Raw genomic sequence first — 15,564 nt, forward strand, 5'->3', positions numbered from 1 at the left:
GGTCGCCGAGTTTATCGTATCCCGCATTTCGGCGAAAACCGGGTCATCGGGCTTGCGCGGGCAGAACCTCCGGCGCGTTACCGAGATTGCCCTTTCAGGTTATGTCTTTCTCTCTCGGTTAGCTGGACCTTTTCCTCGCTGGTGAGATTGCCGAGGCCCACGAACTGAACCGAACTATTTTGATCGTAGCGGAGTCCACCGGAAGCGTCGCTGCGGCGATCCTTGCGTGAGGTTTCATCCTGGTCGCCATTGCCGCCGCCGAAGCCCAAGAATTCGACCATGATGATCGATGGCTGGTCGCTGTTGGTGGACTGCGTCGGCGCCGTGGTCTTTTGCGCCGCCCCGGCGGTGCTGTTCGCCGCAAGCGCAGCATTGATGTTTGGCGCCTGCACGGTCGGCACGCCCGTCACCCTGCCCTGCCCGGAGATGTTGGCGGCATTGACGATCTGCAGCGCGGCAAGGTTGACGTTGCCGGAATGGCGGATGCCGGCCTCGCCGGCGTCGATGGTGCCGAGCGGCGCGATCAGATCGATATCGCCCGCCGGCACCTGCGGGATCGGGTTGAGCGTTGCGATGCCGGCGCCGGCCGACGGCACGACCGGCGACAGCGAGACGTTGCCATAGGCATCGTAGGTGCGTTTGGGCGGCGTGAAGATCGTCGTCGTCTTTGAGCCGCGGCCGGCGTTGATGTCGCCGGTGGCCGACCACACCAGGATGTTGCCGCCGAAAGTGGTCATGATGCGGCTCTGGCCGAGCAGCACGCTGCCGAGCGAATAGACGTCGATGTCGCCCGAGCCCTGCGTGATCAAACCCGCGCCGGCGCCCGGCGACACGCCTTCCACGCCGATGAGGGTCCTTCCGCCCGGATTGAGGATCTGGATGCCACCGCCGAACTGGGTCTGGATGCCGGCGTCGACGACCTTAATATTGTTGAAGGTGTCCTTCACCAGACCGCTGAACATCGTGATCGCGCCTGAATAGGTGATCGGCTTGCCGTCGGCATCCTGATCCGGGAACAGCGTCGCAATCGCCTCGCGGCCGCGCAGATAGCTGCGAGGGCGCGGGCTCGTGATCGCACCGCTGTATTCGCGGCCGCTCAGGGTGAGCTCCTTGTAATAGACGTCACGGACGAAGACGCCCTGCTGCGCCGTGGGCAGAGCCAGGAAGAAGGCGAGCGCATCCGCCGCGGTGCCGGTGTAGTTAAAGCGCTGCTGCAGCCACGCCAGCAATTCCTGGTCATAGCTGTGGACCACCTTGCCGCTGCCGGCGAGCGGCGTGCCGTCGCCTGGCAACTGGTTGGCCGCATCGAAATACAGCTTGGCGAAAGCGGCATAGTCGGGACCGCTCGCGCCGACTCCCGCCAGCGCCGTGATGCCGGCGCCACCCGCTTTGTTTAACGGGTTGACGATATCGCCCACGCTAAGCAGCGATCCGTAATAGCCCTGGTTCAGGTTGCGGCCGGCCTGCACCTGAAGCAGGCCGAGACCTGCGACGGTGACCGATTGGTAGATGATGTCGCGGCCGGCCCGCATGAGCGAGATATCGTTGTCGCTCGTGTTCAGGAACACGCTTGGCGTCGTGCCGGTGCCGACGATATCGCGCCCGGCGATCACCTCGAACGGCTTGGCCGCAAGATACCAGGTGTCGTGGTTCGGAGCGGTTCGGAAGTTGGTGCTGGCGTTCAGCTGCTGCCCGAGGATCAGGTCGTCGATGTCCAAGCCTGCATAGACCAGCGCGGGCTGCGCATCGCCCGCATGCAGATTGGAGATGGGCGTATCCTCACCAAAGGCGATCGGATTGAACTGATTGAGCATGTACGCCGACGTCGGGCTGGCGTTGGTGTTGCCGCCGCCGCCCACCGACGTATTGAACACGGGACGGAACGGCGTTGCCAGCGTGCTCATATCGGCCCCTGACATTGCGACCACCTGGGTCGAGCCGTAGATCGAGCCTGCGGCGAGGAGTTCAAGCTGGCCTGACGGCGATGGGATCAGTTCGAGAACCGTGAAGGTCTGATCGCGAGACACGGGCTCCGCAAAGCGGATATCGCCGTTGGCCGCCGCAACGATCAACGTTCCTGGATAGAAGCCGTTGCTGTTTTCAACGGCGTTGAAGGCGGTCCCCGTCAACGGCGCGACGTCGCCGCCGGCTGAATACAGGTTGATCGCGGTCGCCGGCCTCCATAGCGTGAAGCTCGATTGCCCGCCGGCGACGAGCGTGGTCGTGCCATCCGCATTGGGCAGCGTATAGGGAATGCCTTTGAGATCGACCAAGGCTCCCATGCCGGCATCACCGGCGCCGCCGAACACCAGGTCGCCGCGCGTCATGATGCTGACCGTGCCGTCACCCGGCGTGAAGATCGGGCCGGGCGTCTTCAGCGAGCGCTTGAAGATATTGGGATCGGTTGCGCGCGGATCGACCGAGGTGAAGGCGGCACCGCCGTTGTTCACCGCGAACGCACCGATAGAACCAGCTTTCACGACAATGTCGCCGCGCAGATCGGTGATAGAGCCGTAATAGTCGGGCACTTGCGAAGATAAGATCGGCATTACGAAGTTAAGCTTGCCGCCGACTTTCAGTGTGAGGTCGCCGCCGCCGGTTTGCAGCAGCGTGCCGTCCGCCAGCACCCGTCCAGTCGAAGCCACCGCGAGATCGAGACCGGTCGAGCCGTTGCCCGTCACGCCTGCGTTGCCGCCCGCAATCACGGTCAGGTTGCCACCGCCGAGAGTGCCGATGCCCTGGAAGCCGACAAGCTGCGACCTATCGCTAAACTGAGAGGTCTTTGCATAGGAGCCGAAGTTGACCCACCAGGCGGCCGGATCGGCGGACAACCCTCCGCCTCCCTGCCGACCGAACCAATTGCCGGTGAGATCAGAGTCCACATAGCGCGTATTGTTGTCGAAGATCTGGATGTTGCCGGTGACATCCTGCTGAGCCGTGAGCAGGAGGTCGCCGCCATGCTCCGGATACCACGCATGCGAGGTGCCGCTGCTCGCGGCTCCAACGACGTCGTAAGGGTTGCTGCCGTCAGCCGCGAGGACCGGCGCGGATTGTGTGCCGGCGGTGTAGACGCCGTAAGGCGTGGCCTCGCTGAAGCTTCCACCGGCCAGCAGATCGAGGCTGCCGGTGCCGGTGCGGACCACGCTGAAGAACGTGCCGTTCAGCGATGAATTGTAAACAGGGTCGTTCAGGGTGAGATTGCCGCGACCGTTGAGCGCCTGTCTCGTCTGCAGCGCGCGCTGGTCGGCGGCTGCGAGATCTGCGCCCGCCACGAGGCGAACCGATGCCGACAGCGAACCTGGCGCGAGCATAGACGCCGCCGGGGCTGTAGCAGCCGCGCCTGGGACTGCAGGGCTCGTCACAACTCCGACGATAGGCATGTTGGACGGCTCGAATGCAAACCCATAACTGTTGCTGGCACTAATTATCGTGCCCGCCGGGATAGTGTCTCCGGGGTTGTAAGCGTTATTGTTGCTATCGACCAGATTGCCCCAGTACTCAAAGGTCCACCAATTATAAAAAGCGTCGTTCGGGATGGTCCAGTCACTCATGACAACAACGTCGGTGTTGTTATCCTGCCAGAAGGTGTAACCGTTGAATGTTCTCTGGGAGAAGAACGAGATGTTCGTGACGTCGATGATCGTAACAGTCGCCGGTATTCCGGCCGACGACTTGAATCCGTCCGAGATGCTTCCCTTGACGGTCAGGCCACCTGCCGCGCGCACTACCAGCGCCATCGGTTCGCCCGCGCCGTAAGTCGCCGAGTTCGGGTCGCGATCGGCGGTCGCGCCGTAACGATATTTCGCGAGGTCGATATCGCCCGAGGTCGAGAGATCACCGCTCGAGGTGATCTGAACGCCCGGGCGCAGGTGGAAGGCGCGGCCGTAGGACGACAGGCCCGCGATCCTGCCCTGCAGCGCGCCGTTCCCCAGCGCGGCGTTCATGAAGGTCGTGCTCGCGGTGTCATAGCCATCCAACGTCGCCTGGCTGATGGCGCTGCCCGCCGGCAGGTCATAGGTCCAGAACGCGTTGAGCGCGATGCTGTACGCGCCCTTGATGTTGAGCGGACCGGTGGCGTCGATGGCGACGTCGCCCGAGGTCTCGCCGGTGCGCTGCGCGTTCAGCTGGACATCGCCATAGGCCACTCCATTCGGCGTGGTGAGATCGAGCGTGGCGCCAGGAGACAGCGTCAGCGTGCCACCCGCGGCGGTCAGCTCGATATGGCCGCGGTTCTTGGCCTCGATGGCGTGCCCGTAGCTATCTGTCTGCAGCACCGTGCCATGGGCATCGAGCACCGCGCTCGAGGCCAGCGTCAGACCGTTGCCGGCGGAGAGCCGGATGGTGCCTGGCGCCGCGCCGGAGGCATCGATGGTGCCGGCGATGGTGAGGCTGCCGCCATCGACGGCAACCGTGACGTTGCGGGCTTTCACGCCGTCACCGATGACGAGATCGCCGGTCCGGATGTCGAAGCTGCGCGCATCGAAGAAGCCGCCCTGGGTCAAGAGCGCGTTGAGCGCGGCGAAGTCGGCGTTGGAGAGCGTGGCGGTAGTAACGCTGAAGTCGCCGCTGGTGGCTCCCTCCGTCGCCGTACCGTTCAGCGTGCCGCGAAGCGCGACCGGTCCATTACCCGCGTTGATGCTGATCGATCCGGCATTGGCGTTGGTAGCGGAGACGTCAATTGTCGAGCCCGCGGTCTGCGTGACGCCGCCCTGCGTGCTGTTGAAGATCGCCGTACCGCCGAAGCCGTAGACCGTCGCCTTCTGGATCTGAGACGGCTGGCCGCCGAGATCGATGCGGCTACCGTCATTGAGAGCGATGTTGTTGGTCGCGTTGACCACGAGCTTGCCGCTCGGCAGCAGGATGGTGCTGCCGATGGCGACGCTGTCGCCGGTCAGATCGATCTCGGCACCCGACACCGTGCTCTTCGCCGCGCTCGGCGCGATACCTGCGGGCGCGACGACATTGAGCGCCCCGCCTGCGGCATAGGCCATGATCGATTTCTGCAGCCCGGTCAGGAGCGGGGTCGTCAGCGTCAGGTTGCCGCCTGTTCCACTCTGTCCGAACACGGCCGCGGGATCGGAACTCGGGGACTGATAGACATACAGCTTGCCGTTGCCGGCCGAGACGATCTTCGATCGACCGGTGATGTTGACATTGCCGAAGCCATAGACGACGCGGCTCACCGAGCTGGTATCGAGCGAGGCGAAGCGGCCGAAATCGATCTCATCGGCAACGAGATTGAGCGAGCCCGTGCCGGTGCCCGGCCCGCCCGCGGCGATGGCCGGCGGCGTGGCGCCGGCGATCCCATTCCAGGTGATCTTGTTGGCGGCGATCACGTTACGGTCGCCTGCCGCACCATATCCGTAGATCGCTGACGCGTTCAGCACGAGATCGACGCCGCTGCCGGTGGCATCGAGCCCGGCGCTGCCGAACAGATTGACGGCATTGGCCGCGCTGAGCGTAAAGGTCTCGAGTGCCGGCGCACCATGGAGCGGATCGCCGTTGACAAGCGTATTGAACAGCGTCTGGTCGAACAGCAACCCGGCCGGCGCGCCGGACGCGATGACGGTCGCGGCGTCGCCGATATTGATGGTGCCGACCGCGAGCGCGATGTTGCGCGACCCGAAATGGGCCGTGGAATCGATTGTGGACGCGCCGTTGGTCGCGAATGCCAACGTGCCTTCGGAATAAAGCTGTGCTCCTGCTCCGATCGTAATGGCGCCGTTGCCCTGCGAGCCGAGGAAATTGAGGTCGCCGTTGGACAGCGCCAGCACCGAGACGCCGTAGGCGGTGTTGTAACCCATGCCGGTCGAGACCGAATCGAACGGCGCGGCGCCCCGCCCGATCGTGCTCAACGTCACATCGTTGCCGAGGCTGATGTTGCCGCCGACCAGGAATATCTCACCTGCTCTGAGCGTGACCCCGTCACGGATGACGATGTCGCTTCCCCCCTGGAACAGGATCACGCCGTCGACGATCCCTTCGTAGCCATTGACCATCAGGCGTGGCGCACCGAGGGCATTGAGATCGGCTGCGCGCACTGAGGCGCCGGTGAACCCCGGCGTGGGCTCATCGGCATAGATTTCGCCGACGTTCCTCAACAACACCTGACCGGGGAAGCCGCCCTGCGCGCCCTGGAACAAGGCGGTGCCGTTGAATGTCAGCGCCGATCCCGTCGCGGGGGATGACGGCGCCTCGAACTGCAGCACCAGCGCCTTGCCGTCGGCCGGCAGCAGCGGGCGCAGACCGCCGAATTGCGCGGCATTCGCAGTGAAGAAATCGCTGAAGCTCTGCTCGTTGTATTGCGAGTATTTGCGGACCGACGTGCCAGCGGTGATCAGCGCCGTCACCGGCAGGCTGCTGCGGATCGCGGTGTTGGCGACGCCGGTCGACACCGAGGCGACGTAGGTGCCGTTGCCGACCGACGTGGGGCTGGTGATCGGGTTGGTGCTGCTGCCGCCGAGTTCGACGCGATACGCGCCGGGCAGCAGCGCATAGTTGGACGGCAACAAGGTGTAGGTGCCGGCCGGCAGCCCCGGAACGCCCGCCGGAATGGTGACCCGCTGGCCGATCGCCGGATCACCCGCGCCATTCTCGGGCGCGACCGGCGCATAGCTGGATGCATAGCCGGGCACGATGGCGTAGACCTTGTCGCCGGCCTTGCTGAGCGGGGCCGCGGGATTGGCGTTGACGAGCGGCGTGTTGAGCACGTTGACCGAGCCGCCGCGTCCGGAGACGAAGCCCGCGCCGCTGAGCGTGCCGCCGCCGGACATGTCCAGGACTGCCCCGCTGGCGACATTGACCGACTGCCCGTCCAGGATGATGCCGGACCCAAGTCCGTTGCTAGGGAAGTTGGTCAGGGGCAGCGTGATGCTGTTCACGGTGGCGCCGTTATAGCTATAGCTGACTCCGTCGATAGTGCCGCCGTACGGAATCGTCAGGCCCGCCATCGAGACCGAGGTCAGGCTGCCCGGCACCAGATCGACGCGCGGCGTGAAGACCGGGTAACCCATGCCGAACGTCAGGGTGCCGAACGGTGCGCGGACGATGCCGCCCTGTTCGACTATCGGCGCCTGGAATGCGAGGCTGCCGAACACGGACAACGGCGCGTCCGGAATGGTATCGGTGGTGCGCCCGATGGTCAGCGTCACGGTGGGATCGGAATTGCCGCTGCCCGCGATCACGGCGGCAAGGGTGTTGGTCGCCGGATAAAGCTGTGCGGCGAGGAGATCGAGATTGCCGCTGGTGGCAAGCTGCGTCGTGATGACCCCAGCCATCGACAGGAAGCGGATGTCGCCCTGGCTGACCAGCTTCGTCGTCAGGAACCCTGGCGCAAACATGTTGTTCGGCGCGCGCGCCGAGAACTGGACGAGGCCCTGGATGTCGATCTGGTTTGCGTCAGCTTCGAAGGTCGCGATGGTCGGCACCGCCGCGCCGCCGGGATTGCGAATGCTGCCGCTGGTGAACCCGTCCTTGACCTCGGACGCAGGTTCACTGAAGAGGATGTAGGGCGCAGATAGCTTTACATTGCCGGTCGTCGGCTGCATCGAGGAATCGATGGGTCCAGACACCGGCGTCCCCGACGTGAAGGCCGCTGCGGTGAGCGTCAGGCTGCGGCCCAGCGCCAGCGACACATTGCCGGAGAACTGCATGTAGTCGCCGGAGGTCAGGGTCAGGCTGTCGAACCCGCCGGCCTTGACCATATCGGCGCTCACCGTGGTCCGTCCGAACATGAGCGAGGCGGCCTTGGTGCCGGGCGCGATGTCGGACGGCAACAACGACGGCTGGCGCTCCTGCACCACGGTCATCACGCTGGGAAGGACTGCATTCGCTGGAACAAGGTGGGACCCAGCACTCAGGTCAAAGGGGAACGACCGCGGGTCGAAGATCGGCGTGGTGAGCGCGATCGACAGGCCGCCGCCCGAGGCGCCCGCGCCACCGGCGAACGCATGCATGTCGCCATCGAGGTAAAGCCCGCTCTGCGAGGACAGCGTAATCGAGCCGCCGCCACTGGCAAGCGTCAGCGGCTGGCTGGCTGTCTGCGCATTGCCGCCCGCCGCGAGATCGATCGCGAGCTTCGTCCCGTCGGCATTGAGTTCGGCGCCCGGACGGATGATCACGAAGGCGCCGCCGCCATTGATGGTGATCGCGCCGCCGTCAGTTGCTTGCCCGTAACGGTGCCCGGCGGAATCGGACGCGCCGTAAGCCAGCCCGGACACGTCAAGCTTGGCATTGGCATCGATCCATATCGAAACTCCGCGGCCGTTACCCGCCGCATCGAAGTTGCGCCCCTTGTCGAGTGAACTGCCGTCAGCGTCGTTGACGAGGTTGATGCTGCCGCCGCGCGCGATGAGATTGCCGAGCACCGTGATCTGGCCAAAGGCATCGAGCTTGATGCTCTGCCCGGGATCGACGGCGATCGACGCGCCGTCGCTCACGACAATCGCGCCGCCATCGACGAGCCCCCCAGCGCTGGATTTGGTCAGTGAGCGCAAGATCACGCTGGCGCCGCCGCGCTGCGTGAGCGTCGCGCCCGTCGGGTTCTCGGTGAACAGCGGCGGCAGCCATAGCGACATCGCCGACGACGGATCACTGCCGGTGCGCGCCGCATAGCTGTCGGCGGTAAACCGGTAGACCGGCATCGTGGGCGCAAGGACAGTGTTGTTCGCAACGAGAATGCCTTGCCCGCCATTGATGTCGTAGCTGGAGAATCCTGCGGTGAAGAACGAGGGATTGAGCGCGGGCGCGGGGGTGATTGCAACCGTTTGCGGCAACAGCGTGCCGGCCGGGATGATCGCGCCGACCGGATAGGTCATCGGCGTGGATTGGACCGATCCAGCGGCGTAGGTAATTTGATAGGGCTTGATCGGAATGCCGTTGGGAAAAACGCTCGAAGGGAAGACGGTGCTGGCCGGAAAGACATCACCGGCGTCTCCGCCCAGGTTAAAGTTAAAGATGACCGACCCCGCCGGCAACACCTTACCCGCTTCCCAATACTCTATGTTGCCGTTCACCCGTGTCTGCACCAATATCCCTTTCGGAATAGTCCAGTCCGCGCCTGTCGGCGTGCTCGGCACACCCGCCGACCGGACGTCGACCGGGATCGGCGCGTCGTAAACGATTGATGTAAAGGTCAGCACCAGCGCCGTCGGCAACGGCTGACCTGCCGGAATCGTCAGCGCCTGTTTGAGCTTCAGCGCGACGGGTGCCGGCGTGCCGGCTGGTAGCACGCCGCCGGCCAGCCCAGCGTTATCGCCGATCAGGAGGTTGCCGGGCGAAGAGATCGTCAGCGCGCCGCCGCCGGTCACGCCATAGGCGCGGATGGTGCCATCCAGGACGAGAGTGCCGTCACCGGGCGTTCCGGCGTCCTGCTGTGCGTGGCCGGCCATGATCGTGACATTGCCGCCCTTGCCGCCCTGGGTCTTGCCAGTGGCAAGGACGGCGCCGCCCGACGACACATCGATGGTGCTGCCCGCCGCCAGCGTCACGTTCTGCGTCGAATCGAAGGTGACGCTGCCGCCGTTGAGGAAGGCGAGATTGGCGGCGCTGTCCGGATCGGTCGTCTCGTTGACCCACATTCCGCGAGCATCGATCGTGACGCCGCCCCTCAGCGTGAGGTCGGCGCCTCCGCTTGGAGTCGTCAGCGTCTTGGTACCCACAGCAGCGCTGGTGAGAATGTTGCTGACGGTGACGGCGCCGGAATGGGCGGTGATGTCGGCGGCGAGGTCGACGGTCGGCGCGACCAGCTTGACCTGCGCGCCAGGCGCGAAGGTCAGCGGCGCGTCGACCTTGATTGCATCCGCCGATGCGACGTTGAGGCCGCCGAGGCCGAAGCCGTTGAGCGTCGGCGCATCGAACCAGGCGGTGTTGGTCCGCTCGGTCGGCACCGAACTGGTCGCCGACATCGAACTCGCCACATCGGTGGCCACGTTGCCGAACACCACATTGGTGCCGTAGGCGCCGGCCAGGCCGCGGGCGGTGTACTGGCCGAGCGCCAATGTCCCGGCGAGCGGCGCCACGTTCTGGGTCAATTTGTAGCCGTCGGTGACGCCGGCCGGGCGCGCGTTGCGCTGGCGCTCGCCGTCAATCACGCCGGCCACGATCGCGCCTTCGAAGAGCGAGGTCGGCGTCGACAGGATGAGGCTGCCGGCGTCGCGGCCCGCAGTGTAGCCGTCTTCCCATCGCAGATTGACCGCGCCCTTGCCGAACGGCGACGCCCAGATCTCGGTCAGCCGATCGTCAACCTGGCCCTGGATACGATGCGGGCGCCTAAAGCTGCCGGCGAGCGCCACGAACTGGACGTCCGCCGGCGCATTGCCGATGCTGTAGACGCGGCCATCGGCGCCAAGCAGATTGCTGGTCATGACATAGCCCGGCGCATAGCTCACCGAGCCGCCGGAGATGTTGAAGGTCGAGCCCGGCTGCGCGATCACCTCCGGCGCCGCCAGCGTGATGCTGCCGCCGACCGCGGTCCATTCGCCGATCCGGTGCCCGGTGTTGTTGAGATAACCCGAGACTTCCAACAGGCCGCCCGCCGTATAATAGCGATCCGTGGCGTAGCCGCCGGTGCCGGCCGGCACCAGCGTCAGGTCGCGGGCGTCGATCCAGACATTGGCATTGAACAGATTGCCGCTGTCGCGGTTCCGCGGACTGTCGCGCAGCTCGTTGCCCTGGACGTTGACCGCGATGTTGTTCACGCTCATCGGCAGCACGGTGCCGGTGGTGCCGGAGACGTCGAGGGTGGCGCCATTCTCGACGAACACCCGCTGGCCGGCACTCACCGCCACCTGGCCGCCCTGCGCCTGGGTCAGCGAGCCGTTCCTGATATCGACGATGCCGCCGCTGACGATCTCGATCCGCGACTGATCCTGGCGGTCGGCCAGCAGCGAGAGATTGTCGAACTGCCCGACGGCTACGCCGGCCCGGGTGACATTCTGCGTCGCCGAATCCGCGATCAGGGCGTCGCGCTTGGAATTGAGCGCGGTGTCGGGACTATCGATCTCGGGCAGGACGGCGGTGACGGCGTTGCCGGTCAGCGTGACGCGGCCGGTGCTGTCGCTGGCGGAATTCAGGAGATGGATGGTGCCGCGCTGGCTCACCGAGGTGGTCGACAGCAGGACGCCGTCCTGGGTCACGGCATGGCCCGCCAGCGTGATGTCGCCCTGCTGGCTATAGATCATGCCGCTGTTGCTGACCGCGCCGCTTAAGCTGCCGCTGCCGAACAGCGGTGCGATCTCGGTGCCGCGCGTGGTCGAGCTGGTGTTGCCGATCGTGCTGTATCCGGCGTGGAGCACGAAGCTGTCGCCGGCGGCGAGCTCGGCCTGACCGTTCGGGGTCTGGATCAGGCCGGCGTTGCTGACCTGCGTGCCCATCAGCAGCACATAGCCGCCGCCCGAGGTCACCGAGGACGGCGTGCTGGTCGTGATCTGCGCCCCCGCCTCCACGTTGACCGCGCCACCGGCGCCGGTGAAGCTCGGCACGTACTTGGGGTGGTTGTTGTTGTCGGTGCCGCTCTGCGTCGAGTAGATGCCGCTGGTTTGGAACTGGGCGTTGGTGATGTTGGCGGTCGACACAATCAGCGACCCGACATTGATCTGGCTGGCGCCGCCGAAGATGATGCCGTTCTGGTTGATGATGTAGACCTGGCCGTCGGCCTTGATGCTGCCGAGGATCTGGCTCGGGCTGTTGCTACCGGTGACGCGGTTCAGCGCCACCCAGTTGGCATTGCCCCGCTGATTGAAGGTCAAGGTGGTCTGGGCGCCCACGTTGAAGCTATTCCACTCCAAGATGGCTTGCGCCGCGGTCTGCTGGATGCCGACATTGGTCTGGCCGCCAACGACCGACCGCGTCGGGGCATTGGCGCCCTGCCAGGTGCCGCCCGGCGCCACCTGCAGCCCGCCTGCTCCCAGGCCGTTGGGAACGCTCACCTGCGGCAACGACGTCGAGTGCTGCGAGACTGCCGCGGCGGCACGCGCGGCCGCCTGCACCGCCTGCATGGATTGCACGGCCCGCGACAGCGCGCTCTGGCCTTGCTTCGCCGCTTCCTGCGCCTGCTGCGAGGCCGCGCTGGCCGCATTGATCGCAGCGGTCGTCGCCGCAACGCCTGACGAGCCGCCGAACGGCCTTGCCAACGCCGTGCCGCCCAGCGCAAGCGCCAGCACGCTCGCACCCGCCAGTAGCACGCCGCGCGACAATCCCGCCGACGCTCTCATCATTGGCGATCCCGTGGGTCGAGCATGATGCAGACGCATCGTCTTGCGGAACGAGCGGGACGAAAAGCTGCGGAGCGGCATGGAGGATTCCCTGAACGAAGAAAGCGGAGGCGATGTTGCGGAGCATCAGAGCGTTACGGAGTGACTGCGGTTGCGGTGCGCGGAGGCACCGTCACACTCTTCTGTCCTCATCGTGGGGAGGCACCGATGGATTCGGGTGACGCGGTGGTCCGGACCAATAGGCCTGACTTGCCGGACACGCGTTCCGGTCGCGTGTGGCCCTCGTCAATTCAAAGCCGAATCTCGATGAACTATTCATGTAATCCCCTCGGACCGTCCTATGACGTTCCGAGCGGGGTCGATGTGAATCGACTTCGGAGAATTTTTTTGATCTTTTTTCGGCGGTGAGCGGACCCGCCCGTCAGCCAACCAGCACAATGCCGGCCGGCAGGGTGCGGATGCGGGCTCCGAACACATCGCGCACCTGAACCACCACATCGTCGAGACGATCGAGCCTGAACCTCGCCGTCACCAATCCACGGCCGAGTTCCGCGTCCAGCAGCACGATCCGGCCCGGCCGATAGCGGTTGACTTCCGCGATGACGTCGGCCAGCGGCTCATTCCGAAACACCAGATAGCCGTCTTGCCAGGAGGTGACGGTCGCGGGATCGACCAGGTCCACGTTACTCATCATGCCGCCGCCGTAGGCAACCTGCTGCTTTTCCCGAAGAGTGGCGGCGTGATCGCGATGTTCGACGCGCACCGAGCCGGAGAGGCAGGTGACAACGATTTTCGCTGTGCTGCAGCGGATGTTGAACTTCGCGGCATCCGCGCTGGTCAAGCCATCGGCGGCGATCACCTGGACCGGCTTGATCGATGCCGCACCAATGATGGCCTCGCCAGACAACAACTCGAAGCGATCCGCACTGGTTGCCGTCGAGCGAAGCGCGATGCTGGTCTGTGTATTCATCTGGACCGAGATGCCGTCGGCCACCGTGATCTGCCGCTGCTCTCCGGTCGCTGTGCGATAATCCGCGGCCAGTTCAGATATTGACGGCCATAAGTCGAGCGGCGGCCGAAACATCGCGTAACATGCCGCAGCCGCCGTCGCCGTGGCAAGACCGCCGATCAGCGTTCTCCGGCCGATCACTCCCCGATGCATCTCCGCCGGCGCGGGAAGGGAGACACTTCCGCTCCGGACCATCGTCTCGATCGCCGACGGCATGGCCCGCCAAAGGGTGTTGGCCTTGGCGAACGCCTCGGCATGATCGGGGCTCTGCGCCAGCCAATGGCGCAAGGCGGCCCGATCCTCGGCGGTCACGTCCTCGTCGGTGACGCGTGTCAACCAGACGATGGCGTCTCGCTCCAGCGACTTGTTGTCCTTATTCCCGGGTGGGATATCGGTGGCCATGTCCATATCTCAACTCGCCGATATCAGATCCGGGCTATCTGGAGTGACCTGCGCAATCCCTAAGACGTTCCGGCAAGCGCCGATGTGAACATCGAAACTACACATTTTTGTCAATGTAATCCTTGCAGGCCTCCAGGGCCCGCTGCAATTCAAACTGGACCTGCCGGCGCGAAATCTTGTAGCGCTTGGCGATTTCCGCACGGGGAATTTGCTCGAAACGCGCGGCGATCAGAATCGCGCGCTGCCGCGGCGGCAACGCCAGCAATGCCTCCGTCAATGCTGCAAGTTCAATCTTCGCCTCGGAAATCCCGTCCGGCCCTGGCCGTTGATCGGGGATGTCATGAAGCACCGCATCGATCGGGACCTGATGCCCGCGTCGATATTCGGTTCGGCGACGATCGCTGGCGATGTTGTAGGCTGCCTTGAACAGGTACGCTGCGGGGCTGGAGACCGATCCGGGATTGTCGGTCCGATTGAGGCGCAGATAGACCTCATGCAGCGCCTCGCTTGCCAGTTCGGCGGAGCCGAGGCGGCGGGTCAGCCTATCGCGGAGGTCGTAATACCGATCGACCAGCAATTGACGCAGGCTGGCCCAGGTCGTTTCAGACACGGCACGGCTCCGTCTGCGTACGCCTCGCTTGAACGATCACGGCGCCAACGCCGAAGCTTTCACCGATTTTCATGGATGTACCGCTGGCATTCGTCTTGATAGCTGCGCCGCGCGATAATCATGGTGACCGGCAGTGGCATATTCGCTGGCGGAGATTGCCCGATTGAAAGCCCCCAAAGAGCTCCTCGAAGCGATCGGTCGCGCACGTCGTCGCCGGTCGTATCGAGCAGTGCCGGATCCTCTATCAGCCCGGTTGATCCGATCGAGAACTGCAGCGCCGCACGATAGCCTCCTGGCCGCGTCATGGCATTCTGACAGAGCGATCTGATGATCCTCTGTTGGGTCAGGCCAAGAAACGCATCGTAATCAACGACCCGCTGAGCGCCGACGGCACGATCGGGCTCGACCGCGAGCGGCCGAATTGTAAAAGCACCCTCGGAGGTCTGGCTCGCGACCAGATCCGTGCCGGCCAGCAACCGTTCGATCGCCCGTTGCGGTGTGAATTTTCCTGTCACGGGAGAAGAGTTACGGGACGCCGTGAGTGCACTCTTATAGAGAATCTGCAACCCTGTCGCCTGGATATAGGCTTCCAAAGCGACGTCGAGCGGCTGCGCTGGAATGTCAAATTCTATTTCTGGTTCAGCAATCTGTGACTGGGCTCGAGACGACATATTGCTGAAAGCGAACACTGTGACGGCGATGCCAAGAGCCAACAAGAGCCGTGCTGGATCACACAGAGACAAGTGACTGCTGCCAAATGATTCTGGACGCGCAGCACCCGGGATAGACGCCACCTCCGACGAGGATCGAGCGCGGCCGGGCTAGGCGCTAATCACGAGGCAATCGCACCCCATGGAAGCGGGTCATATCCATTAAAGATGACAGTACGGTAACACCCAAGGCAAAGCGCCGTCCTTGAGTGTGCGTATTCCCGGCATTGGGGATTCCCTGTTGGCGGGATTTCGGATTCAAGCTTGATGCTGAAAAACAGTCCAGCCCCGACAATCCCCGCGTCATCGGCATCAAAAGACGGCGCTTGCGGGCAGCGCCTGGGATGGCCATTGCGCCGTCCCAGGGGCGCGGGTCGAGCGCTGCTGCGCGATCAGGGCGCGCGCCGCCTGCGCCAGGTCGGGCAGCACCTGGTCGGTCAGGCAATCGCAGGCGGCGAGGCCGAGGCCGACATGGCGCGTCGTGGTGCGGAACGGCGCGGCGGCTGGCCCGCCGGGGTCTTGCGGATCGGGGACCACAAGACCCGAGCGTCCGGCGGCCAGGTCGGCGGCGAAGCGGGCCTCGATCCGCAGCACCGGCGCACGGGCCTCCTCGCCAAGCCG

5 protein-coding genes are annotated in these 15,564 nt (G+C 64.8%); all 5 read right to left on the reverse strand.

Annotation, left to right across the window (positions count from 1 at the left end):
- Positions 1-77: 77 nt before the first annotated feature.
- Positions 78-12,215 carry a filamentous haemagglutinin family protein gene (locus AAFX91_RS01270; protein ID WP_394565320.1) on the reverse strand — a complete coding sequence of 4,046 codons (12,138 nt, stop codon included), beginning with the start codon at positions 12,213-12,215 and terminating at the stop codon, positions 78-80.
- Between the two features lie 418 nt (positions 12,216-12,633).
- Positions 12,634-13,623 (reverse strand): FecR family protein, encoded by a 990-nt coding sequence (locus tag AAFX91_RS01275; protein WP_394565321.1) that lies wholly within the window; start codon positions 13,621-13,623, stop codon positions 12,634-12,636.
- A 97-nt stretch (positions 13,624-13,720) separates the two neighbouring features.
- Complete coding sequence (locus AAFX91_RS01280; RefSeq protein WP_130577380.1) at positions 13,721-14,233, reverse strand: RNA polymerase sigma factor; 513 nt, start codon at positions 14,231-14,233, stop codon at positions 13,721-13,723.
- 59 nt (positions 14,234-14,292) lie between these two features.
- A complete protein-coding gene (locus tag AAFX91_RS01285) occupies positions 14,293-14,946 on the reverse strand; it encodes an STN domain-containing protein (RefSeq protein WP_394565322.1) in 654 nt (217 codons plus the stop codon).
- Positions 14,947-15,255: 309 nt separating this feature from the next.
- On the reverse strand, positions 15,256-15,564 hold a 309-nt coding region (locus AAFX91_RS01290; protein ID WP_394565323.1), incomplete at its 5' end, for a hypothetical protein.

This window comes from Bradyrhizobium sp. 31Argb (genome assembly GCF_043638955.1).
In the GTDB taxonomy this organism is placed as follows: domain Bacteria; phylum Pseudomonadota; class Alphaproteobacteria; order Rhizobiales; family Xanthobacteraceae; genus Bradyrhizobium.